The organism is Tenacibaculum sp. 1_MG-2023, assembly GCF_030547425.1.
GTDB lineage: Bacteria > Bacteroidota > Bacteroidia > Flavobacteriales > Flavobacteriaceae > Polaribacter.
On sequence record NZ_JAUORH010000001.1, the window covers coordinates 65,225 to 89,059 of the forward strand.

22 protein-coding genes are annotated in these 23,835 nt (G+C 31.8%); 15 read left to right on the forward strand and 7 right to left on the reverse strand.

Going from position 1 to position 23,835, the window contains the following annotated elements:
- Nucleotides 1–146: 146 nt before the first annotated feature.
- The 5 genes from Q4517_RS00325 to gltX all read left to right on the forward strand — a co-directional run bounded on the left by Q4517_RS00325 (nt 147) and on the right by gltX (nt 3,733).
- Nucleotides 147–377 (forward strand): hypothetical protein, encoded by a 231-nt coding sequence (locus Q4517_RS00325; RefSeq protein ID WP_115899646.1) that lies wholly within the window; start codon nt 147–149, stop codon nt 375–377.
- 148 nt (nt 378–525) lie between these two features.
- The gene (locus Q4517_RS00330) at nt 526–1,371 is read left to right on the forward strand and encodes a hypothetical protein (protein ID WP_303504942.1); all 846 of its coding nucleotides are present in this window, start codon (nt 526–528) and stop codon (nt 1,369–1,371) included.
- Nucleotides 1,372–1,467: 96 nt separating this feature from the next.
- On the forward strand, nt 1,468–1,620 hold the full coding sequence (locus Q4517_RS00335; RefSeq protein ID WP_303504944.1) for a hypothetical protein: 153 nt from the start codon (nt 1,468–1,470) through the stop codon (nt 1,618–1,620).
- A gap of 142 nt (nt 1,621–1,762) precedes the next feature.
- Nucleotides 1,763–1,948, forward strand: a complete 186-nt coding sequence (locus Q4517_RS00340; RefSeq protein ID WP_303504946.1) for a hypothetical protein — start codon at nt 1,763–1,765, stop codon at nt 1,946–1,948.
- Nucleotides 1,949–2,215: 267 nt separating this feature from the next.
- Entirely contained in the window at nt 2,216–3,733 is a 1,518-nt protein-coding gene (gene gltX / locus Q4517_RS00345; protein ID WP_303504948.1) for a glutamate--tRNA ligase, read from the forward strand.
- Nucleotides 3,734–3,788: 55 nt separating this feature from the next.
- Here the strand turns inward: gltX and Q4517_RS00350 are convergent, their stop codons facing one another.
- Both Q4517_RS00350 and Q4517_RS00355 read right to left on the reverse strand, forming a co-directional pair.
- Nucleotides 3,789–4,382: an outer membrane beta-barrel protein gene (locus Q4517_RS00350; protein WP_115899651.1), complete on the reverse strand. Its 594-nt coding sequence runs from the start codon at nt 4,380–4,382 to the stop codon at nt 3,789–3,791.
- Between the two features lie 56 nt (nt 4,383–4,438).
- Nucleotides 4,439–4,873 carry a TerB family tellurite resistance protein gene (locus tag Q4517_RS00355; RefSeq protein ID WP_303504953.1) on the reverse strand — a complete coding sequence of 145 codons (435 nt, stop codon included), beginning with the start codon at nt 4,871–4,873 and terminating at the stop codon, nt 4,439–4,441.
- Nucleotides 4,874–5,266: 393 nt separating this feature from the next.
- Here Q4517_RS00355 and Q4517_RS00360 point away from each other — a divergent pair, with 393 nt between their 5' ends.
- Both Q4517_RS00360 and Q4517_RS00365 read left to right on the forward strand, forming a co-directional pair.
- The gene (locus tag Q4517_RS00360) at nt 5,267–5,764 is read left to right on the forward strand and encodes a nuclear transport factor 2 family protein (protein ID WP_303504955.1); all 498 of its coding nucleotides are present in this window, start codon (nt 5,267–5,269) and stop codon (nt 5,762–5,764) included.
- Between the two features lie 169 nt (nt 5,765–5,933).
- Nucleotides 5,934–7,163, forward strand: coding sequence for an RNA methylase (locus Q4517_RS00365; protein WP_303504957.1), 1,230 nt, complete (start codon nt 5,934–5,936; stop codon nt 7,161–7,163).
- Nucleotides 7,164–7,261: 98 nt separating this feature from the next.
- Here the strand turns inward: Q4517_RS00365 and Q4517_RS00370 are convergent, their stop codons facing one another.
- Nucleotides 7,262–8,245, reverse strand: a complete 984-nt coding sequence (locus Q4517_RS00370; protein ID WP_303504959.1) for an integrase core domain-containing protein — start codon at nt 8,243–8,245, stop codon at nt 7,262–7,264.
- A gap of 321 nt (nt 8,246–8,566) precedes the next feature.
- Between Q4517_RS00370 and Q4517_RS00375 the strand changes: the two genes are divergently transcribed.
- The 5 genes from Q4517_RS00375 (at nt 8,567) to Q4517_RS00395 (ending at nt 16,775) form a co-directional block, all read left to right on the forward strand.
- Nucleotides 8,567–8,866, forward strand: a complete 300-nt coding sequence (locus Q4517_RS00375) for a GIY-YIG nuclease family protein (RefSeq protein WP_303504961.1) — start codon at nt 8,567–8,569, stop codon at nt 8,864–8,866.
- A 560-nt stretch (nt 8,867–9,426) separates the two neighbouring features.
- Nucleotides 9,427–11,745 (forward strand): AAA family ATPase, encoded by a 2,319-nt coding sequence (locus Q4517_RS00380; protein ID WP_303504963.1) that lies wholly within the window; start codon nt 9,427–9,429, stop codon nt 11,743–11,745.
- An 87-nt stretch (nt 11,746–11,832) separates the two neighbouring features.
- A complete protein-coding gene (gene mfd / locus Q4517_RS00385; protein WP_303504965.1) occupies nt 11,833–15,189 on the forward strand; it encodes a transcription-repair coupling factor in 3,357 nt (1,118 codons plus the stop codon).
- A 258-nt stretch (nt 15,190–15,447) separates the two neighbouring features.
- Nucleotides 15,448–15,741: a GIY-YIG nuclease family protein gene (locus Q4517_RS00390; protein WP_115899659.1), complete on the forward strand. Its 294-nt coding sequence runs from the start codon at nt 15,448–15,450 to the stop codon at nt 15,739–15,741.
- A 173-nt stretch (nt 15,742–15,914) separates the two neighbouring features.
- Nucleotides 15,915–16,775, forward strand: a complete 861-nt coding sequence (locus Q4517_RS00395) for a DMT family transporter (protein WP_303504969.1) — start codon at nt 15,915–15,917, stop codon at nt 16,773–16,775.
- Here the strand turns inward: Q4517_RS00395 and Q4517_RS00400 are convergent.
- Entirely contained in the window at nt 16,772–17,857 is a 1,086-nt protein-coding gene (locus tag Q4517_RS00400; RefSeq protein ID WP_303504971.1) for a hypothetical protein, read from the reverse strand. The two genes, Q4517_RS00395 and Q4517_RS00400, sit on opposite strands and share 4 nt — an antisense overlap.
- A gap of 81 nt (nt 17,858–17,938) precedes the next feature.
- Between Q4517_RS00400 and Q4517_RS00405 the strand changes: the two genes are divergently transcribed.
- Entirely contained in the window at nt 17,939–18,853 is a 915-nt protein-coding gene (locus tag Q4517_RS00405; protein ID WP_303504973.1) for a hypothetical protein, read from the forward strand.
- Here Q4517_RS00405 and dprA read toward each other — a convergent pair.
- On the reverse strand, nt 18,850–19,947 hold the full coding sequence (dprA, locus tag Q4517_RS00410; protein ID WP_303504975.1) for a DNA-processing protein DprA: 1,098 nt from the start codon (nt 19,945–19,947) through the stop codon (nt 18,850–18,852). The two genes, Q4517_RS00405 and dprA, sit on opposite strands and share 4 nt — an antisense overlap.
- A gap of 94 nt (nt 19,948–20,041) precedes the next feature.
- Between dprA and Q4517_RS00415 the strand changes: the two genes are divergently transcribed.
- Together Q4517_RS00415 and Q4517_RS00420 are read left to right on the forward strand one after the other, a co-directional pair.
- Entirely contained in the window at nt 20,042–20,944 is a 903-nt protein-coding gene (locus tag Q4517_RS00415) for an SPOR domain-containing protein (protein WP_303504977.1), read from the forward strand.
- Between the two features lie 59 nt (nt 20,945–21,003).
- The gene (locus tag Q4517_RS00420) at nt 21,004–21,516 is read left to right on the forward strand and encodes an acyl-CoA thioesterase (RefSeq protein ID WP_303504979.1); all 513 of its coding nucleotides are present in this window, start codon (nt 21,004–21,006) and stop codon (nt 21,514–21,516) included.
- 6 nt (nt 21,517–21,522) lie between these two features.
- Here Q4517_RS00420 and Q4517_RS00425 read toward each other — a convergent pair whose 3' ends face one another.
- Together Q4517_RS00425 and Q4517_RS00430 are read right to left on the reverse strand one after the other, a co-directional pair.
- Entirely contained in the window at nt 21,523–22,557 is a 1,035-nt protein-coding gene (locus tag Q4517_RS00425) for an AI-2E family transporter (RefSeq protein ID WP_303504981.1), read from the reverse strand.
- Between the two features lie 58 nt (nt 22,558–22,615).
- The gene (locus Q4517_RS00430) at nt 22,616–23,833 is read right to left on the reverse strand and encodes a murein hydrolase activator EnvC (protein ID WP_303504983.1); all 1,218 of its coding nucleotides are present in this window, start codon (nt 23,831–23,833) and stop codon (nt 22,616–22,618) included.
- Between the last annotated feature and the right edge of the window lie 2 nt (nt 23,834–23,835).

A 23,835-nucleotide genomic window follows, 5' to 3' on the forward strand; every position in this document is an offset into this window, starting at 1 on the left:
TTAAACGCACATATCCTCTTAATAAATCATTTTAAAATAGTATTTAAAGAAAAAATAAGGACTTTCCATACCTTTTATAAGGTAAAATAGGTGATTCGTATTTAAAGTTGAATTAAATTGCTAGTACTAATTTAAAAACTTTAAAGATGTTAAAAAACATTTCAAACTTAGGTATTCTACTGAATAAAGTAGCTCAAAAAAATATTAATGGAGGGTTTTCAGGAAATAATGAATGTGATATTACAGGTTGTCATGAAAGATACCCTGGAGGAAATGGGTATGTTGGTTTTGGAGAAGGAAATCCATGTGCATTTGATACGCCATATGATATAAGCTGTGTAGGAATTATACAAAATGGATTGTGTTGCATAAGTTAAAAACTTCAAGTAGAATGTATGAAAGCAGTATTAAATTTAATGCTGCTTTTCTGTGAAGTGTAATTAATAATAAAAAAATGTTACTTAAAAAATAAGTCTTTTGTAAGGAACGAAAGCTTTTGTAAACTAATTATAAAATCTTTTTAGCATGAAACAACTAGTTTTACCAGCATTATTTTTAATTACACTTAATGCTTTTTCTCAAAGTCCATGGACAAAAAATAAAAACGAAGGATATATTCAAGTATCATATACTACCATTGGAAGCTATGATAAAATCTATGGAAACCCAGACTATAAACCACAACGAGAAATAACCGATAATACAGTACAACTATACGGAGAATATGGTGTAACTGACAAAACAACACTATTTGCTAACATTCCTTTAAAAATGGTAAAAACAGGCGATTTTACCGAAGACATGTCAGTAATTTTTCCTTCTTTTACCATTGATGAAGCTTCAGAAACTTTATTAGGGAATATTCAATTAGGAATAAAACATAATTTTTCTAATAATAAGTGGTTGCTTTCAGGACAACTTTCTATAGAAGCAAATACAAGTACCTATAAAGAAAATTCAGGATTACGAAGTGGTTACGATGCGTGGACATTTACCCCGTTGTTTTTAACAGGTAGAGGTTTTGATTCATGGTATATACAAGCGTTCACAGGGTTTGATATTAGAACTAATGATTATAGCTCTAACTATAAACTCGGAGGAGAAATAGGGTATAAAGCACTAAATTGGTTATGGATAGCTGGGTTTTTAGATGGTGTTGCTTCTTTAAAAAATGGAGATATAGTATTATCTAAGGAAAATTTAGCTACAGGTTTGTATGTAAACGATCAAAGCTATGCTGCCTTTGGATTAAAACTTATAGGTGAGTTCAATAAATCTTTTGGAGCTAATGTTGGTTTCGGAGGAGCTTTTGCAGGAAGAAATGTTGCCAAAGCCCCAGCATTGAGTTTCGGATTGTATCATAAATTTTAAAAAGTATGGTTTTTCCTTACTTTTTGTAAGGTAAAATAGACGAGGAGTGTTTAAAGTTTAATTAAATTGCTAGTACTAATTTTAAAAACTTTAAAGATGTTAAAAAGCATTTCAAATTTAGGTACTACCCTAAAGAAAAAAGAACAAAAAAATATCAATGGAGGGTGGAGAAACATTAGATGTCATACCGATAAAGATTGTCCACCTTGGGATTCTTTTTGTCTTAATGGTTACTGCCAGTATAAATAAGATAACACAAAGCGAGCATTAGCTCGCTTTTTTATTGATCAATAAAAAAGTAAGGTTTTGCCTTACCTTTTGTAAGGCAAAAAAAGTGTTAAGTATTTAAAGTTTAATTAAATTGCTAGTATTAATTTTAAAAACTTTAAAGATGTTAAAAAACATTTCAAATTTAGGTACTACCCTAAACAAAAAAGAACAAAAATTTATTAATGGTGGTTCTAGAGGAGGACGTATGCAATGCAATTCGAATAGTGATTGTAGTATTCTTAATTCTTTACCAGGAATGGAAAATGAAGTTTTCTTTTGTTACTGGGGTTATTGTCAAATATCTTAAAAATATATTATGCTAAAGAACATTTCAAATTTAGGTACTACCTTAAAAAAGACTGAACAGAAAAATATTAATGGAGGTTTCGGACTTACTAGGTGTAGATATGATCAAGACTGTCCGAGAAGGGATATGTATTGTTTCCATGGTTACTGCCAGTATAAATAAGATAACACAAAGCGAGTTTAACTCGCTTTTTTTCTTTTTTCTCTTTCCTCCTTTTTCTTTTCTATTAACATACAACTATCTTTGCGCTTTCAAATCAATAAAAAAATGACTGAGAACGTAAGAGTACGCTTTGCTCCGAGTCCGACAGGACCATTACACATAGGTGGTGTAAGAACTGCTTTATTCAATTATTTATTTGCTAAAAAACATAACGGAACCTTTGTTTTACGTATCGAAGATACAGACCAAACTCGTTATGTAGCCAATGCAGAAAAATATATCATCGATTCTTTAGAATGGTGTAACATTCCGTTTGATGAAGGTCCAGGTAAAAACGAAAAATTCGGACCATACCGTCAGTCAGAACGTAAAGATTTGTATAAAAAATACGCTGATCAACTAATTGGAAGTGGTTGGGCGTATTATGCATTTGATACAGCTGAAGAGTTAGATGCACATCGTAAAAATCACGAAGAGCAAGGAAAAACGTTTATCTATAATTGGCATAATCGTTTAAAGTTAAATAATTCGTTGGCTCTTTCTGCTGATGAAGTTGCAGCTAAGATTAGTGCAGGAGAAAAGTATGTAATCCGTTTTAAAACTCCACAAGATGAAACGTTGATTTTACAAGATGAAATTCGTGGTACGATTAAAGTGGAAACAAACACGTTAGATGATAAAGTATTGTTTAAATCTGATGGAATGCCAACCTATCACTTAGCAAATATTGTAGATGACCATTTAATGGAAATTTCGCATGTAATTCGTGGTGAAGAATGGTTACCTTCTCTCCCACTACATGAGTTATTATATCGTGCGTTTGATTGGAAAGCACCAAAATTTGCACACTTACCATTAATTTTAAAACCAGTAGGAAAAGGTAAATTAAGCAAGCGTGATGGTGACAAATTAGGTTTCCCAGTATTCCCGTTAGAATATACCAATGAGCAAACAGGAGATGTTTCACGTGGATATAAAGAAGACGGTTATTTCGCTGATGCTTTTATAAATATGTTAGCGTTCTTAGGGTGGAACCCTGGAACAGAACAAGAAATTTTTAGTTTAGAAGAATTAACAGAAGCGTTCGATTTAGCGCGCGTAAGCAAATCAGGAGCTAAATTTAGCCCTGATAAAGCAAAATGGTTTAACCAACAGTATTTACAGCAAAAGTCTAACGAAGAGCTTACAGCGTTATTCTTACCTATTCTTGAAGAAAAAGGTATAAGTACATATAAAGATCAGGCAGAAAAAGTAGTTTCTTTAATAAAAGAGCGTGCGACGTTTGTAGCTGATTTTTGGGAGTTATCTAGCTTTTTCTTTGAAAACCCTTCAGAATACGATGCTAAAGCAGTTAAAAAGCAATGGAAAGACACTACGAGTGAGCTAATGCAAGAGTTAATAGAAGTCATTTCTAATATAGAAAACTTTTCAATTGAAAATGCACAAACAGAAATTAAAGGATGGATTACCTCTAAAGAAATAGGCTTTGGTAAAGTGATGCAGCCACTTCGTTTAAGTTTGGTAGGTAAATTAGCAGGACCCGATTTGTTTGAAATTATGACAATGATTGGTAAAGAAATGACCATGACAAGAATACAAAATGCAATAAACGCATTATCATAAAAATAAGAAAGCCGCTTTTAAAGCGGCTTTCTTATTTTTATAAAATTAGAGAAGTTTAAAACATACAACCTCCTAAATGTTTTGCAGCATTACGACCATTGTTATCACCACCATTGTTCCAGTTTAATTTGAAAACAACACCTAAAGTTCCTTGAATGTGCGAACGCATACTTTCATAACCTTCAAAAGAATGTTTATAGTATAATTGTGGATTAATACCGATGTTATCGCTAACCCAGTAAATTCCACCAGCACCAACATTAAGTGTAGGTGTCATTTTACGTTCAGAATCTACTACACTTCCTCCTATAAAAACATACGGAGCAAATTTATCTAACACTGCATTTAAGTTATAACGAAATGAAGCATCCATAGAAAAATACTTTGCCGAATTTTTAATAAAACCAACATCATCAATAGTATTAAAAGACACAGCACCATCTAAAGAAAAACGATCACCAATAGGCATAGTTAAACTTACAGTAGGTACTTGAAATAAATATTGATCGCCAATAAAAGCAGCGTCACTTTCACTAAATTTTGTTATTCCAAAACCTACACCTATTTGCCAAGAGTCGTTTAAATTTTGAGAAAAAACGGATGTTGTTAAACAGGTAAAGATTGCTATGAATAAAATTTTATGTTTCATCGGGAGATAAGTGTTTAGAGTAATAACTGGTTTAATAAGTTTTTAGTATAATTAAATTAATTGGCATTCACCTTTTTAATAGCTGCGGTAAAATCATCTAAGTTGTTATCATTTAAAACTAAATGAACGGCTTCATCACAAACTTTCTCAGCATTTTCTGCAGAGAAATGCAAAGCTACTGCAATTTTACGAAGTATACCAACTTCTTCTTTAGCTACATTTTCATCAGCAAAAATCATTCTTGTTAAACGATATAAGCGCTCAATACGCTCATCATAACTTACAGGGGCGTTTATTGGATATTTTTCAGGACTTTTTAAAATTAGCTTATATTCTTCTTCACTAATATTTAACTTCTTTGCGGTTCTGTCTAATAATAACTGTTCCCCTTCTGAAATAATTCCATCAGTCTCAGCAATTTTTACTACACTAGCAAAGTGCCCTATTTCTTGTTTATGTTTTCCGGTTGAATATAAATCTGATATTGACATAATTTTTTGTTTTTTTATGATTGAAAGTAAGTGGTATTTATTTAGAAGCAAAGTTTAAATAAAGTCACATAAATACCGCCGAAAGTTAACAATTCTAACCAAAAACAAAGTATTATTTTTTTTTATTGTAATTTAAAAACACATAAAAACTACTAATAAATAACAGCTATTTTTTAGGTGTTTTAAAGAGTTTTTATTTTTAGTTAATACGAATGTTTATACTAGTGTTTTTTTATTCTTTAAAATAGCGATTAAACAGGTTTTAATAAAAAAAATAGAAAAAAGAAAATTTAATAGAGAATACTTATAGAACACATAAAAAGAATCAATAAATCTTAATTTCGTTTTTAAAATTACTAACTTGTTAACAAATGAATTTTTAATCTTATCAAAGTGAAAACGGCATACACTATTTTAATTTTTCTAATTTCAATTACGTTTAGTTTTTCACAAAATAAAGGAGTAATAGAAAAAGAAGTCAACCAACAAATATGGCAACCATTTAAAAAATCTTTTGAAGCTAGAGATTGGAATACATTTAATAGTTTGCATACTAATGATGTTTTAAGAGTTAATAAGTATGGAATTCGTATAGGTGAAGAATACAAAACATCAGTGCAAACATCTTATCAAAAACCAACGACTAAGAAAAGACAAATAGATTTTTGTTTCAATCAAAGAACTTACAAAGAAAGTACTGGTTATGAAGTAGGTTATTACCGAGTTATATATACTGAAAAAGACAAAGAACCACGTATTGTATACGGTAGGTTCCACGTGGTACTTAATAAAAAGAATGGTGTATGGTTAATTTCACAAGACTGGGATACTGATACAATTAACGGAGAACCAATTACTAAAGAAGGTTTTGAATCAGGTAAATGTTTGTAAATTAGATAGCAATTTTCTTTTATATGATCTCAACAAACAGATTGTTTTGGTCACCTATTCCTTCGAAATAACGTTGAGGTGGTATAACCGATTAAAATAAGGGAATAAAAGCATAAAAATAATTTTCAAAATACCTTATTTTTATGAGCAGAAGCTTTAAAACCAGCCTATGAACAACGAGAAGAATTCTGAAACTTGGAAAAAACTCTATCAAAACTCACAAGAACTCACCAAACCAACCTCTGTAGATAACATACTTTCTGATGACGATGTAATCTTTTTAAAACAAGAATTAAAAAACATCATCAATCGGTTTTTAGACAAGGGAGAACTCCACAAAGGCATTAAAGTATATATAAACCACGAACTTCAAAACGGAATAGCAGAAGAAATGGTAGCCAATAGACCAAAAGAAGAGGAAACTATTGAGCAATGGTGTAGGAAGCTCTTCGGAGATCAGAAATTCGGAGTTGTTTTCAATAGTTTAGAAAGCTTTAGCAATGAGTTTACCGAGAGAATGTGTCACATTGTTTCTCCACTACTTGAAAAAGCAGGAATGCCTTTAGGCGGACTCTCTTTTTTATTTTTTATGGGAAACTATGGTTTTACCCCTTTCGGAATTCATAAAGAAGCCAAAGGAGAAGAAGGTTTTTTGTTTCATTTAGGTCCAAACTCTAAAGACTTTTATACTTGGGATATTGAAAAATACAACCAAATAGAACACAATACTCAGGTGTTCCACGAGGTAGATGCAATGTTATCAACATCTACAAAATACCCGTTAAAAGCAAAATCGGCGATGTTTATTCCGCATCATGTATATCATATTGCAAAAACTGATGAATTTTCGCTAAGTGTGGTAATGGATTATATCAATCCGTCTAGAGACTATTTAGAAAAAACAATTGCTACACAAATAGCGTCTAGTGAATTAATAAAAAATCCAAAAGTAGGGTACTTACCACCCGTAGATATCACAACCGAAGAATTGGATTGGAATCCCTTATTAAACCCTGAAACGTGGGAACAGCAATATAAAAACACACTTTCAAAATATATTACTAGGCTAAAAAGTAACGCAGGAGTTTTACAGCCTTCAATAGTTGAAAACAAAAAAGGTTTACCTAACCCGCCATTTCAAATTATGGGAAAAACAATTTTTCCGTTGTTGCTACACACAGAAAACACAGAGAAAACCTGTATAATGGCAAGAGGAAATGAAGTTGTTGTTAGCAATAACTCACAACTAAGCACAATTATAAAAAAGCTAAACACAGGAGAAACCATAAGTTTTGACGAACTACAAAACCACCTCACTCCTACTTGGGAATTAATGGATGTATTTGATTTTGTAAGTCAGTTAGCACGAGTTGGAGCGATTACTATTTGTAAGGAATAAAACCTTTTTTTGTACAAACTTTTTTCTACAAAAAAAATCCTTGTACAACATAAGAAAGACGTTGAGGTTGCATGGTGTCCTGTCATTTTCTGTAAAGGTTAACTAATTCGTTGACAGTTTTGGTTAAAAATATTAGGAGCCACACCATTTAAACTTTGGTGTGGTCTTTCTTGATTATAATAATAAATATATTGTAATATTTCTTCTTTCAAATGTTCTTTAGATTCAAAATAAGTTCCATGGATTACGTCCTCTTCAATTGTTCTCCAAAAACGTTCAATTTTTCCATTGGTTTGTGGTCTATAAGGTTTAATATATCTATGCTTTATTTCTAATTCAGTAAGCATTCTTTCAAAAGGATGGCCTGCCTTAGATTTACTTTCTTTTTTACCAAACTCAGGACCATTATCAGTTAAAACTTCCTTGAACTTAATATTATAATGACTGGCAAGAATGTTAAAGCTTCTAAGCCCAGAGAACATAGTTGTTAACGCTGTTAAATCTTCTGTTAACTCTACCCAAGCAACTCGAGTACAGGAGTCTATAATACCGTACAAATAGTAACGTTTTTTAGGTTCTGAGTTAACAATTCCTTTAGGCAAGTAGTGAGTATCAATATGACCTAACTCTCCTGCTTTCTTCTTAATGATTCTTCTTTTGTTTTCAACCATTTTTGGACTTAATCTATTTAGACCATGACGTTTTAATATATTATAAACTCCAGAGGGTGTAGGTGTAAACTGTTTTAATTTAGGCTTTAAAATACAACTAATCTCATATTTATTATTGCCTTGCTCTCTTAAAGCTAATACTTTTTGTTCAATAAAAGGTAATGGTCTTCTAGTTTTCCATTTAGGTCCTCGTTTTCGAGGTAATAAATCCCTTTGATTACCACTTTGTTTGAAACGATTATAATACTTCAAAAAAGTACGTCGATCTGTGCCATTGGCTTCATAAAATTCTTTTACAAAACGATAACGAGGATGTGTTTTGTTTTTTACTTGTTCATACTCACTTATCAAAAATTGATACTTCTGTAAATAGCTTCGAACTAGAGTTAAATCATCTGTATTTATACGCATAACAAAATATAAGATTTTGTCAACGAATTAGTTAACCTTTACAATTTCGACCGTAGGGAGAAATCTGCTTAATTTGAGTAGGAAACACTCTTTTAAATACCTAACATGCGACTGTAAGATTTCTCAGTCATGCCTCCTTCGAAATGACGTAATGAGTTGTCATTTCGACCGCAGCGAGAAATCTGTTTAATTCTAGTTAGAAGCATTATTGAAAATACCTAATAGACCATTATAAGATTTAGCTCTGCTGAATCTTGAGACTTCTCAGTCGTAGCTCCTTTGAAATGACGTTTAGAATTTTTCATATCTTTAAAATAAAAAATGCTAGACAAATATGTTGTGTACATCATCACAAACAAGAACAAAACCACGCTGTATATTGGTGTGACTAACAACCTCCAAAAACGATTATCTCAGCATTATTTTGATAGTGAGCATGCTAAAAAATCCTTTGCAGGAAAATATAATTGCTATTATTTGATTTATTACGAAGCTTTTGAAACGATAAACGAAGCAATTTACCGAGAAAAAGAATTGAAAAAATGGCGTAGAGAAAAGAAAGAAAGCCTGATTAATAATTTCAATCCTGAATGGAATTTTTTAAATAATGAAGTGTTTTAATTAATACTGTCATTCCAATTCTTTCTGTCATTTCGAAGGAGCGATTTTATGAGCGACAGAGAAATCTCAATAATGGGAGTCAGAAACACTCTTGAAAGTTCCCTACACACAACAATAAGATTTCTCACTTCCGTTGTACTTCAGTTCGAAATGACGTATAAGTTGTCATTTCGAGCGATAGCGAGAAATCTGCTTAATTAGAGTCACGAATACCCTTTAATATTTCTAATACATAACAATAAGATTTCTCAGTCATACTTCCTTCGAAATGACGTAATGAGTTGTCATTTCGAGCGATAGCGATAAATCTTTTTAAAGAGAGTTACAAATACTCTTAAAAACTACAAACACCCTTACAAACTCACACACAAATAAATAACCCTTGCCTCTCTCCTCTTTTTTTACTATGTTTAACACGCTAAAAAACAAAAAGTAGTACTACCCCTTATCTCAACTATTTTTTTATTAAAAAAGTAACAACAAACACTTCTTTATGGATTGTCGTAAAGAATCGTGGTTGTGTATGTTTAGTTTTGAAGATAACGTAGATAAAATATACTATGATAAAGAAAATTAAAGAGATAGAAAACTTTGGAATATTTGAAAGTATTTCGAATCAATCTAATTATTTAGAATTTAATAGATTTAATTTATTTTATGGACATAATGGAAGTGGGAAATCAACATTATCACATCTTTTTTCTTTATTAGAGTCAAAAGATATTCAAACAAGATTCCCAGATTCTAAATGGGGTTTCCATATTGACGATACAACAATATTATCTAATCTTAATGATATTGATAATGAGTTAAATATAAAAGTTTTTGATAAAGGGTTTATGGAAAGAAATATAAATTGGAATAAAGTAATCAAAGGAATTCTAGTTGTTTCTGAGGATAAAAAAATAGAAATACAGCAGAGAGATAATAAGATTAAGGAAGAGAAAGGAATTAAGAGTTCTATAGAGAAATTAACTCTTGTTCTAGAGGGTGATGGCAAATCCAAGGGAGAAAAGGGGCTTGTAAAGGATAATAGTAGTTTTTTATCAGAAGCAGCCAGAAACATAAAACAAAAATTCCAACTAATTGAAGTAGATGATACTTACCTTTCTAATTATAATAAAACCAAATTAGAGAATAGACTTAAAGAAAAACAATTAGATATACAGAAACCTCAAATGAATGTTTCTGAAATTGAAAAATTAGCTCAAACAATTAAACCACAAGATAAAGATATTATTAACAAGCCTGACTTATCTAAGTTAGAGCAAGTAGATAAAGCTTACGATAGGATAAACCTTATATTAGAGTCTACAGTTGCTTCTAAAGTAATAGATATATTAAAAGATTCTCCTGAAAAAAGTGAATGGGTAAAAAAAGGACTAGATATTCATAAAGAAAATGAAGAATGTTCTTTTTGTGGTAATCAAATAACAGATAAACGAATAGAAGAGTTAAACAGTTATTTTAGTGATTCTTATCGAAACATAATAGAACAGATTGATAGTGTTATTAAATGGATAGAAGATTTTGAATACCCATATATTCCAAGTCAAAACTCATTTTATAAGGAGTATCAAAAAGATTATAAAAAGTTTTTTGATTTTATTCATGATGAATTAAAAAAACTTGAGTTAGTTAAATCTGATTGGAAACAATTACTTGAAACAAAAAGAAAAGACCCTTTTAAAATTATTGAAGGTAAGTTATTAGTTTTTGATAGTACTTTAATATTAAAGTATTTTGGAGAGATAGATTCATTAATTAGTTACCATAACGATAAATTTAAAAATGCAGATTCTATAATAAAAAAGACAAAAATAAATTTAGAATTAGAATATATAAAAGAGGAGTTGAAAAGGTATGATTATTATAAAAAATCAAAAGAAGAAATTAATAAACTGAACGAACAAGAAATTTTAAAAGAGAAGAATAAGGAAATAGAAGTTGAGATTAAGCAATTGAATAAAAAGATTTCAACTGAAGCCCTTGGTGCTGAAAAATTTAATACTGATTTATGGAAGTTTCTTGGGAGAAAAGATATTTCTTTAGTTCCACAAACAAAAGGAGGTTATGTTATTGAAAGAAATAATGACCCAAATACTAAGGGACAGTTTTTAAGTGAAGGAGAAAAGACAGCTATAGCTTTTGTATATTTTATAAATAAACTTAAAGAGCAAGATAATCGTATTAATAATTCAATAATTGTTGTTGATGATCCTATATCCAGTTTTGATTCAAATAATTTATTTAGTTCATATTCTTATTTAAAGTTAAATTGTAATGAAGCCAAACAATTATTTGTTTTAACCCATAACTTTAATTACTTCAGGCTTGTTCGTGATTGGTTTAATGCCAAAAATAAAAAGCAAAAAGAAAAAAATATAAAAGATAGTTCAAAACCGAAATCAATTTGTAATTTTTACACATTAGAGGTACAATTAAATAAAAAAAATATAAGGTATTCAGAGATTAGAAACGCAGATGAAACACTTTTAAAATATTCATCGGAATATCATTACCAATTTAAAAAGCTAATTGATTATTCGAGTGAAGTAAAAGTAGATTTAGATAAGGCATACCTTACAGCAAATGCAGCTAGAAAAACATTAGAAACTTTTTTAAAATTTAAATATCCTAAAAAAGTAAATGATTTTAGACAGCTGTTTGAGAAGTCAATAAAGAATACAACTTTAAAAGAAAAAGAAGAGTATATATATAAATTTATTAATAAATATTCCCATGCCCAAGATTTTGATAATGATTCATCAGATAATCAATTAGATGAGGGGATAAATGTAGCTAAAGATGTGTTAAATTTAATAAAAGAGATTGATGAAACACACTTTGAAGAAATGGCAGAGGTATGTGCTAATTAAAATAAAACCTAATTAGATTCAGTTAAAAATTATAATTCTTAACCACAAAAAAATAATCCTCGTACATTTGCGTAAAATTTTTGTACGTTGAGCAAGCAAGCAATTGTAAATCACTATCAACAATCTGAGAATGTAAAACAGATTGTTCATCAGCTTCAACAAGATCCACACCATTTTCAAATAACGAATTTGGTCGGTTCTTCGTTGTCTTTTGTCATTTCCGAAACTTTTAAACAAGCCGATAAACCTTACTTGTTAATTTTTAACGACAAGGAAGAAGCCGCTTATTATCTGAACGATTTAGAGCAGTTATTGGGCGATAAAAACGTATTGTTTTATCCGGGTTCGTATCGCAGACCCTACCAGATAGAAGAAACCGACAATGCCAATGTACTGCTGCGTTCAGAGGTGTTAAACCGTATCAATTCTCGTAAAAAACCTGCGGTTATTGTTACCTATCCTACTGCCCTGTTCGAAAAAGTGGTGACCAAAAAAGAGTTAGAAAAAAACACGCTAAAAGTGATGGTGGGCGAGCAAGTATCGCTCGATTTTGTCAACGAAGTACTGTTCGAATATCATTTTAAACGTGTTGATTTTGTGACCGAACCAGGAGAGTTTTCGGTACGTGGTGGAATTATTGATGTGTTTTCGTTTTCTCACGACGAACCCTATCGTATAGAGTTTTTTGGCGATGAGGTAGACAGCATCCGAACCTTTGATGTAGAAACGCAACTTTCTAAAGAAAAACTGAAGAAAGTGAGCATTATGCCGAATGTAGAAAACAAAACATTGCAGGAATCGCGAGAAAGTTTTTTAAAATACATATCGGCTAAAACGGCTGTTTTTGTGAAGAATGTAGACTTGTTAAGCGATTCATTAGACAAATTTTACCGAAAAGCAGAATTGTCGTTCAACGAACTCTCTACAGAAATCAAGCACGCAAAACCCGAAGAACTGTTTTGCAACGGCGAGTTAATTCGAAGCCAGTTACAAGATTTTATAACGGTTGACATCGGTAAAAACCTTCATTCTGAACGAAGAGAAGAATCTCATGAAGGTGTTCCAAGTATCAACTTCGATACCCACCCCCAACCGTCTTTCAACAAAAAATTCGACCTGTTAATTCAGAATTTCAACGAGTTTTCGGCAAAAGGATTTACCAACTATATTTTATGTTCTAACGAACAGCAAGCACAACGTTTCCACGATATTTTTGATGACCACGAAGAAAAGGTTTCTTATGAAACCATTGTGTTTCCGTTGTATCAAGGGTTTGTGGATATTGATAGCAAAATTGTTTGTTATACAGATCATCAAATCTTTGAGCGTTATTACAAATTCCGATTGAAAAACGGATACGCGAAAAAGCAATCCATCACCCTACAAGAGCTCACCAAATTAGACGTAGGTGATTATGTAACCCACATCGACCACGGAATTGGAAAGTTTGGCGGACTTCAAAAAATAGATGTAGAAGGCAAAAAACAGGAAGCCATCAAGTTAATTTATGGCGACCGTGATATTTTATACGTAAGTATTCACTCGCTACACAAAATATCAAAATTCAACGGAAAAGACGGAAAACCGCCGAAAGTATACAAACTAGGGTCGAACGCTTGGAAAAAAGTCAAGCAAAAAACCAAAGCCCGCGTAAAACATATTGCGTTTAACCTTATTCAGCTATACGCAAAACGAAAACTACAAAAAGGATTTGCTTTCGGACCCGATACGCACATGCAACATGAGTTGGAAGCGAGTTTCTTATACGAAGACACGCCCGATCAGTTTTCTTCTACCCAAGAGGTAAAAGCCGATATGGAAAAAGAACAACCGATGGATCGTTTGGTATGTGGTGATGTTGGTTTTGGAAAAACAGAAATTGCCATCAGAGCCGCTTTTAAGGCGGTAGATAACGGAAAGCAGGTTGCGGTGCTCGTACCAACGACGGTTTTAGCATTTCAGCACTTTAAAACCTTTTCTAAGCGATTAAAAGACTTTCCGGTTACGATTGATTACCTAAACCGTTTTAGAACCACAAAACAGCGCAAAGGCGTGTTAGAAGGTGTTACCGATGGAAGTGTAGATATTGTAATAGGAACACACCAGTTAACCAATAAAGCAGTTCAGTTTAAAGATTTGGGATTATTGGTTATTGATGAGGAACAAAAATTTGGGGTAGCAGCGAAAGACAAACTAAAAACCATTAAAGAAAACGTAGATACGTTGACCTTAACGGCAACGCCAATTCCACGTACTTTACAGTTCAGTTTGATGGCGGCGCGAGATTTATCGGTAATTAAAACACCACCACCTAACCGTCACCCCATAGAAACTAATGTAATTCGCTTTAGTGAAGAAACTATTCGCGATGCGATTTCGTACGAGGTTTCACGTGGAGGACAGGTGTTTTTTATCCATAACCGTATTGAAAACATCAAAGAAGTAGCAGGATTGTTGCAACGTTTGGTACCAAGTGCTAAAATTGGTATTGGTCACGGACAAATGGAAGGAAAAAAGTTAGAAGAACTCATGCTAGGTTTTATGAACAATGAGTTTGATGTACTAGTTTCTACTACGATTATTGAAAGTGGATTGGATGTACCGAATGCGAATACGATTTTTATCAACAATGCGAATAATTTCGGACTGTCAGATTTACACCAAATGCGTGGTCGTGTAGGGCGTTCAAACAAAAAAGCCTTCTGTTATTTTATCACGCCACCGTATCATCATATGACCGACGATGCACGTAAACGAATTCAGGCATTAGAACTGTTTTCTGATTTAGGAAGCGGATTGAATATTGCCATGAAAGACTTGGAAATTCGTGGTGCTGGAGATTTACTAGGAGGGGAACAAAGCGGATTTATCAATGACATTGGTTTTGATACTTATCAGAAAATATTACACGAAGCGATTGAAGAACTGAAGGAAAATGAGTTCAAAGATTTATATCCTACGGATGAAAATGCACCAAAAGAGTATGTAAAAGAGGTGCAAATTGATACCGATTTTGAAATTCTGTTCCCAGATGATTATGTCAACTCAGTAACCGAACGTTTAAGTTTATACAACAAATTAGGAACCTTAACTACAGAAGAAGAATTAGAAACCTTTGAAACTGAAATTATCGATCGTTTTGGAGAATACCCAACCCAAGTGGCCGATTTATTAGACAGTGTTCGTATTAAATGGTTAGCGAAAGAATTAGGCTTAGAAAAGGTGGTTTTAAAGCAAAAAAGATTAATTGGGTATTTTGTATCCGATCAGCAAAGTGCTTTTTATCAAACGGAAGCATTTACGAAGATGTTGAAATACGTACAGCACAACCCGAAAAGTTGTGTAATGAAAGAAAAGAAAACCAAAAACGGATTGCGTTTACTCATTACATTTATTAAAATTGATAGTGTACATAAGGCATTAGAAACCTTACAGAAAGTGTAAAACGTCATCACTCGCAATGAAGGAACAAAGAAGTTGTCTGTTCGAGTAATTTTCACGATTAGAATGAGTGAAAATTGTATCGAGAACTAGTTTATATGCATCTCGATACAAATTTCTTTTCTCTATCGAAAAAGAAATTCACTCGATGTGACAATTAAATTCATAACCAAAGGATGGGGTACGTTGCCCCTAGCAATGAAGGAGTAAAGAAATTGTCATTCTTGAAAAAGGGTAACTAATTCGTTGATAAACTTTAAAATGAAAATATACTTTGTTTACATATTACAATGTTCAGATAAAAGCTATTATACAGGAGTAACTTCAAATCTATCTCAACGAATATTTCAACACCAAAACGGAACTTTTAAAGATAGTTATACTTCAAAAAGAAGACCTGTAGAATTAGTCTTTTATTGTGAATTTACTAACGTAGAAATGGCTATTGAAAAAGAAAAACAAATTAAAAAATGGTCAAGAGCAAAAAAAGAAGCTCTTATAAATAATGAGTTTGAAAAACTACCTAATTTAGCAAAAAAGAAGTTTAATAGTTAAGATTGTCTGTTCGAGTGGTTTTTACGATTAGAATGAGTGAAAACTGTATCGAGAACTAGTTTATATGCATCTCGATACAAATTTCTTTCCTCTATCGAAAAAGAAATTTACTCGATGTGACAGCTAAATCTAAAACAATTTTGTTTGTTTTGAAATAACATACATTTACGCCCATGCAAACCAACCACGTAAAAAATATTTCAGGGTTATTATTAGCCACTTTTTTTATAAGTACTTCAAGTGTGTTGGGTAAGTATATTGCAATGCCTTCGGAAGTGATTGTTTGGTTTCGTTCAGTATTTGCCATGGTAGTTTTATATGCTTTTTGTCGGTTTAGAAAGATTGATTTAAAAATACAATCGAAAGGGCATGTACTTCCGTTTATTATAGGTGGTGTTTTTATGGCAGCGCATTGGATTACATATTTTTATGCTTTAAAACTATCTAATGTTGCAATCGGAATACTTTCTTTATATACCTTTCCGGTAATGATTGCGTTTTTAGAACCCTTGTTTTTAAAGGTAAAATTCAATCCAATTCATATAATTTTAGGCTTGTTAGTACTACTTGGGTTATACATTTTAGCACCAGAGTTTGATATTAAAAACACGCAAGTACAAGGAGTATTGTTTGGTTTACTTTCCGCATTGTGTTATGCTGTTAGAATTTTAATTTTAAAGCAATATGTACAGCAATATAACGGAGTGATGTTAATGTTTTATCAAACGGTAATTATTACCGTTTTATTGGTTCCTGTACTGTTTTTTATGGATATTTCAGGTTTTAGAGAGCAACTCCCCTATTTGTTACTATTAGGGTTGTTAACTACGGCTATCGGACATAGTTTAATGGTACACTCACTACAATTTTTTTCAGCATCAACGGCAAGTATAATCAGTAGTATTCAGCCCATTTTCGGAATTTTGTTGGCGTTTATTTTTTTAAACGAAATCCCCACATGGAACACTTTTATTGGTGGAAGCTTAATTTTAACAACGGTACTTATTGAAAGTATTCGAAGTAGAAAAGGTTAGTGCAACTTTTGTTGTTGTTGAATAATGGTTTTCATACTCACATCTTCATAATTTCTACGAACAAAAGTGAGTGCACTGTCTAGAACCTCTCCCATACCATCACTGTCTCTAAAATTAATATCACCTGTGAATTCAAAAATTTCAGACTTTAGCTTTTCAATATTTTTAGGAGTAGAAATATTATCAGATTTCATGGCAGTAAGCAAACGGTTTAATCGAGAACGTGAACCTAAAATTCTTTTAGCAACAATTGATCGCTCTTCTATTTGATATTGCTCAATAGACTCTGAAGTAAGCTTATCTCCTACTAGTTGAACGAGTTTTATGTTTTCTTTAAAAAACTGCGGATAATACACTTTAAACTTTCCTTCGTAACACTGTTGGTCAAAATCTATCGGACGAATTTTATACACAACATTTTCAAAATCGTGTGTGGGTACTACTACATAGTTATACGAACGCATGTCACCCAACAAACGAATCATACAACGTTCATTAAACTTTACAAACTCTTTGGCTAATTGCGCTTTTTCAATATCTAAACAATCCTCTAAATAATCGTTAATAAAAACATCACCTGGAATTCCTGATATATGTTCTTCTATCAAGGTGTCTTCATATACCAAAAAGTTTAAGTTATAAGGTGATAAAATATCCTCTAACTCCAGCCCGTAAATACGAGAAGCATCAGTTTTTTTTACGTAAAAATACGTATAATTATCATTTAAAATATTTCTAATTTTAATACGAAAAGGTTTAGAGTTACCAAATGTACAAAAGTCGATAGCATCAACATTTAGGTGTTTAATACTGGCATCAGAACCGTTAGAGTGTAAAATATTATATACCTTTTTAAGGTATAAATCAATTTCGGCTCGCTCAAACTCATTGTAAAAAACGCGTATCCATAAGGTATCATTATCGTGTTTATCATACACAGCAACTGCTCCTTGAAAACGTAACAAATCATCATAAAAAATAGGGATTTTAATAGTTCTGTTATGCCTTTTTAAGTAGTTTCCTAGTTTTTTGTTAACAGGAAACGCTGGTTTTTTTTGTGATATGAGTTTATATTCTGACATTAAAAAGCCTTTTTTTTCAAAGATAATTCAATTTATTTTTTTGGAATAATATTTGTTGATTCTTAACAAAAACTACTTACTATGAAAAGCTACAAACTTACGATTCCAAAACCATGTCACGAAGATTGGAATACTATGACACCTAATGAAAAAGGAAAATTTTGCAGCTCTTGTGCAAAAACAGTCGTTGATTTTACCCAAAAATCATCAAAAGAAATTCAAGAATATTTACTAGCGAACAAAGGACAAAGAGTTTGTGGTCACTTTTACAGAAAGCAATTAGATAGTATTGTAATTCAGCTACCAGAAACAACTTTTTATCAACCGTTGACGTTTCAAAAACTGTTTATTTTATCGTTGTTATTTGTAATGGGAACTACGTTGTTTAGTTGTAAAACTGATACAGGAAAAACACAAAAAATAGAAAAGGTTGAAATAATTAATTCTATTCCTAAAATTGAAATAACAATAGATTCTTTGAAGGTTGATAAAGACACAATTATTCAAAAAAAGAAACGTAAAGTTCCTCCACCGCCTTTAACAAAGGGAATATTTGTTGTAGATGATACTAAAATGAAACCATTATTTCAAAAAGATAGTGTTCCAGAAGTTGTAATTATGGGAGATATTGTTGAGGGTGAAATTGAAATAGAACCAAATGAACCGTACGCTTTTATTCAAGTTGATATCAAGCCTAAATTCAAAAACTCTAAAGTTAGCTTTGGAGAAGACATTAATCGTCTTATCGAAAAAAAACTTGATAATGATCTACTCAATAAACTTGAAGTATATAAAAAAAAAGAAATAGCGTATGCACAATTTATAGTAGACACAATGGGCAATATTTCTAACATAAAAACAAGAGCTCCACGCCAAAAAGTAGAAGATTGGATAATAAACTTTGTTGAAGATTTACCCCAAATAATACCAGCAAAGATTGATGGAAAAAATGTAAATGTACGATATACACTACCGATTACTTTTGAAGTAGATTAAACTTCAAACATTTTTCCGGGTAAAGGTTTTATGGCTCCTTTCAACTCCATTTGAACTAAAATAGATGATAATTGATAGGTAGGAAGATTACAGTCTAATGCAATAACATCCAGTAACTGCTTACCATTTACTTGTAAATAATCATATATTTTTTGTTCGATTTCACTTAAGTCAACAAAAAGTTTGCTTTGAATGGGAGTCGAGGTTCTCGGTAGATCCCAGTTGAGCATTTTTACAATATCTTCAGCTGAAGTGAGTAAATGTGCCTGATTATTTTTAATAAGGTTGTTACAACCTTTGCTATACATATCAGTAGCTCTACCGGGTAGCGCAAAGACATCATGATTGTAAGAGTTGGCAATATCAGCAGTAACTAACGAGCCACCTTTTTCAGCAGATTCTATAATGATAGTTGCTTTTGAAAGCCCTGCTACAATACGATTTCGTTTTAAAAAGTTCTCTCTCATAGGTTGCTCATCGTGCCAAAACTCGGTAATAAAACCACCATTCTCATTCACTTGATGAATATATTTTTTATGAGTTTTCGGATAAATTTCATCTAACCCATGCGCTAATACAGCAATAGTTTGCAAGTTATTTTTTATTGCGGCTTTATGCGCAGAAATATCTACTCCGTAGGCAAATCCACTTACAATTATAGGATTATGTTCTTTTAAATCCTCAACTAGTTGATTGCAGAAATTGCGCCCGTAGGAACTCATTTTTCGAGTTCCCACAATTGAAATAATTTTATTGTTGTTGAGGTTGAGGTTTCCATCCTTAAAAAGTAAGATAGGAGCATCTATACAATGTTTCAAGTGTTGCGGGTAATCAGGCTCTAAAAAATAAGAAAAAGGAATGTTGTTTTGTTGAATATAGGCTAGCTCTTCTTCTGCTCTTTTTAGGTTGTTTTTATCAAAAAGATGTTGGGTTACGTGAGTTCCAATTCCGTTAATTTTATGTAGCGCATTTTTCTTTTCTAAAAACACTTGTTGAACACTACCTGTAGCGGTAATTAGCTTTTTTGCCAAAATATCACCTACGTTTTTGGTTGCTTGTAATCGTAGAATGGCTAGTAATTTTTCTGAGTTCATATAGCAATAATTTGAGTATCAATATACAAAAAACTGTTAATAAAAATTAAGAGATTACTTGAAAGTAATGGACTAAAAAGCTATATTTGTTCTTATGACATTAGCCAACTACATTAACGATTTATTATATAGATACGATTGCGTAATTGTTCCTAATTTTGGAGGGTTTGTAACCAATAAAATTGGTGCTAGAGTAAATACTACTACACACACTTTTTACCCACCCAAAAAACAACTTACATTTAATGCGTATTTACAGCATAATGATGGTTTATTGGCTAATTATATAGCTTCAAGTAAAAATATCTCTTTTGAAGAAGCTGTTGCTTTCATTGCTGAAGAAGTTACGAAATGGAATGAGAAATTGGAAACGACAAGTGTTACTGTTGCTTCTGTAGGAAGTTTATCTTTAAACGAAGCTAAACAAGTTGTTTTCGAACCTAACCCAACTAGTAATTTTTTAACGGAATCTTATGGATTAGCTGAGGTTTCAACACCATCTGTAGAGAGAGTAAAAGAAGTAACAATTAAGTCGTTAGCCACTACAGCCACTGAAGAAAATAAAAAAACAATTCCGTTATATGTAAGAAGAGCTGCAGCAGCGGCTGTTTTTGTGGGAATTGCTTATGTGGGTTGGAATGGCGTTCAAAATCAGGAACAGCAGAAGGTACTAGCAAACCAAGAAAAAGCTGTTGAGAAGAAAATTCAATCAGCAACTTTTGTAATCGATAATCCGTTACCAACCATTAACTTAAACGTTAGTAAAGAAGCTAGAAATTTTCATATCATAGCAGGAGCTTTTCAAGAAGAGCACAATGCTGAAAATAAGTTAGCTGAACTACAAGATAAAGGTTATGATGCTTCTATAGTTGGAAAGAATGGATTAGGCTTAACTCAAGTAGCTTTTGCGAGTTATGCAACAAGGGATGAAGCTAGAAAAGCCTTAGGAATTATTAAAGAATCAGTAAGTGAAGACGCTTGGTTATTGACCAAATAAACTGCATTTATTCTAGGTAGATTTTTTTGTTGCTGTATCTTTGCAGCAAAATTTAATTGATGAGAGCAAAATCACCAAAAGAATCGTTAACTGTACTTACCGATTTAGTTTTACCAGGAGAAACAAATTATTTAGATAACCTTTTTGGAGGAGAATTATTAGCTCGTATGGATAGAGCTTGTAGTATCGCTGCACGACGTCATTCGAGAAGAATTGTAGTAACCGCCTCTGTAAACCATGTAGCATTTACGAAATCGGTGCCTGTAGGAAGCGTGGTAACTTTAGAAGCAAAGGTTTCACGTGCTTTTAAATCATCAATGGAAATTTATGTAGATGTTTGGATTGAAGACCGTCAATCAGGTGAAAAAACAAAAGTAAATGAAGGAATTTACACATTTGTTGCCGTTGATGAAACTGGTAAACCAGTGCCAATTCCTCAAATTGAACCAGAAACCGAATTAGAGAAAAAACGTTATGAAGCAGCGTTGCGAAGAAAGCAATTAAGCTTGGTTTTAGCAGGTAAAATGGATCCTAAGGAAGCTATAGAGTTGAAGTCTATTTTTATAGATTAAAACAGGTTATATTTCATCTACATTGCCGCTTTCAGATAAGAAAATGGCAATGTCTTTTGTTTTCTCAAACTGAGAAAAGATAATAATCATAATTACTGTAATAGGTACAGAAAGTATCATTCCTGTAATTCCCCAAATTTCTCCCCAAAGAGCTAAAGAAAGTATGGTGACTAACGGACTTAAGTTCAGTGACTTTCCGAAAACTCTAGGTTCTACAATATTACCAACCACTACTTGAATACTACCTACTGCAAACAATACAATTAAAAAAGGAGGAAATTCTCCAAATTGAATTAAACAAAATATGGCAGGAAATGCAGTTGCTACAAGTGAACCGATAGTAGGGATGTAATTCAGTAAAAAGATAAGAAATGCCCAAAATGGAGCACCGTCTACTCCTACTAATAACAAAACAAAATAACTAAGTATACCTGTTAATAAACTTACGTAGGTTTTTAGTCGTAAATAGTTTGAAATAGAGTCTTCAATCTTTTTTAAGATAGACTGAAAGCTTTTAGAGTTGTTTTGAGAACTCATAAATACCTTTTGTAATTTCTTTTTAAAATTACTTTCCTCTAAGAAGATAAATAAGGCATAAATAATAATCATAAAGGTGTTACCTAGCAAACTGCTAATTCCGTTTGCTATATCGCCTAAAACAGAGCCATAATCAAAGTCTCCAACAACAGATTGTAACGACTTGATAATATCTATGTGAAAATAGGCGTCTAAACGTTTTATAATAGCATCAACATTAGGTTCATATTTTGAGTAAGAAGTGGTTAAGTTAGAAATACTATTGGTAATTATTTCTGAAACAAAACCAAACCCTAAAATAATGAATGTAAAAACAAATACATTACTTAACCAAAACGGGATAAACCGTTTGGCAAAGGGGATTTTGTATATGGTTTTGCGGATTTCACGAGTTAAAAACCAAAAAATTAGTGCAAAAACAAAAGGAATTAAAATCCCTTTTCCAATAACCAACGTTGCAATGATAGCTACGGTTACAATAATAAAGTTTGATGCGTTTTTCACACGTTTAAATTTTGATTACAATTTAAAAATAAAATTTATTAATGTTCTTGTTTTGGGGTTATGAACGAATCCATTTAGCAGGATTCAGTCGGTTTTTGTTTTTATATAGCATAAAACTAAGTTGTGTTTTACCAGTTACTTTGTTAGTAAATACTTTACCTAACTTATCACCAGTTTTAACAACATCACCTTTTTTAACGTATACTTCTTTTAATTTGTTATATGCAGAAATGTAATTACCGTGCTGTACTAAAACTGATTTTCTACCATCAGAATGTAATTGAATAACCAATACTTTTCCGTTAAAAATACTTTTTACATCGGTGTTTGCTTTAGTCGCAATGTATAATCCGTGACTATTGATACTGATTCCGGGAAATGTAGGGTGTGGTTGCACTCCATATTTTCGTGTAATTACGCCTTTTACTGGCCAAGGTAAATTACCTCTATTTTGTTCAAAGTTGGCGAGCAAAGCTTTTTCTTCAGCATTTAAAATAAAACCGGAACTTTTAGTTTTACCTTTCGCTGTTTTTTTACCCTTATTTGCTTTAGCAATAGCATCTCTAATTAACTTATCAATTTTGGCAGCAATTCTTTTTTCTTCTCGTTGCTTTTTCTGTAAATCACTTTTATATTTTTTTTCTTCTTTTTTAATTTTAGAAATGAGTTTCTCTTGGTGTTTTTTATCACCTTCGATTTCTTTTTTCTGACTTTTCTCGTCAGAAAGTAAAGCTTCTTTTGATTTTTTTTGCGCAGTTAACGAGTCGTTTAATTGTTCTACTTCTTTTGCTTTAACTATAATTTCTTCTCCTTGTTTTTTCCTAAAGTCTTTATATTGCTGCATATATTTTAGCCGCTTGTAAGCTTGGTAAAAGCTTTCTGAAGACAACAAAAACATAGTTTTGCTTTGTTGCGATTTGCTTTTGTATGACTTTACTACCATGTCTCGGTAGTCATTTTTCAAGTTCTCTAACTCGTCATTATATTTTTTTAATTGTCGCTCGTTTGAATTGATTTCTTTTGAAAGTAATTTAGCTTCTAACTCAATAGTTTTAATTAAACGTTCTCTAACACTTATTTTTTGGTTTAAGTCTTTTAAATCATCTAAAGCACTGCTCTTTTTTTTCTTTGTTTTAAATAATAGGTTGTTAACTTGCTCTATTTCATTTTTAAGTTTTTTTCGCCTATTTTCAAGCTCTTTCCTACTTTGAGCAAAAGAAGAAATTCCTACAAAAAACAGGCATAAAAAAGAGATGTAAAAAACAGGGTACTTCATAA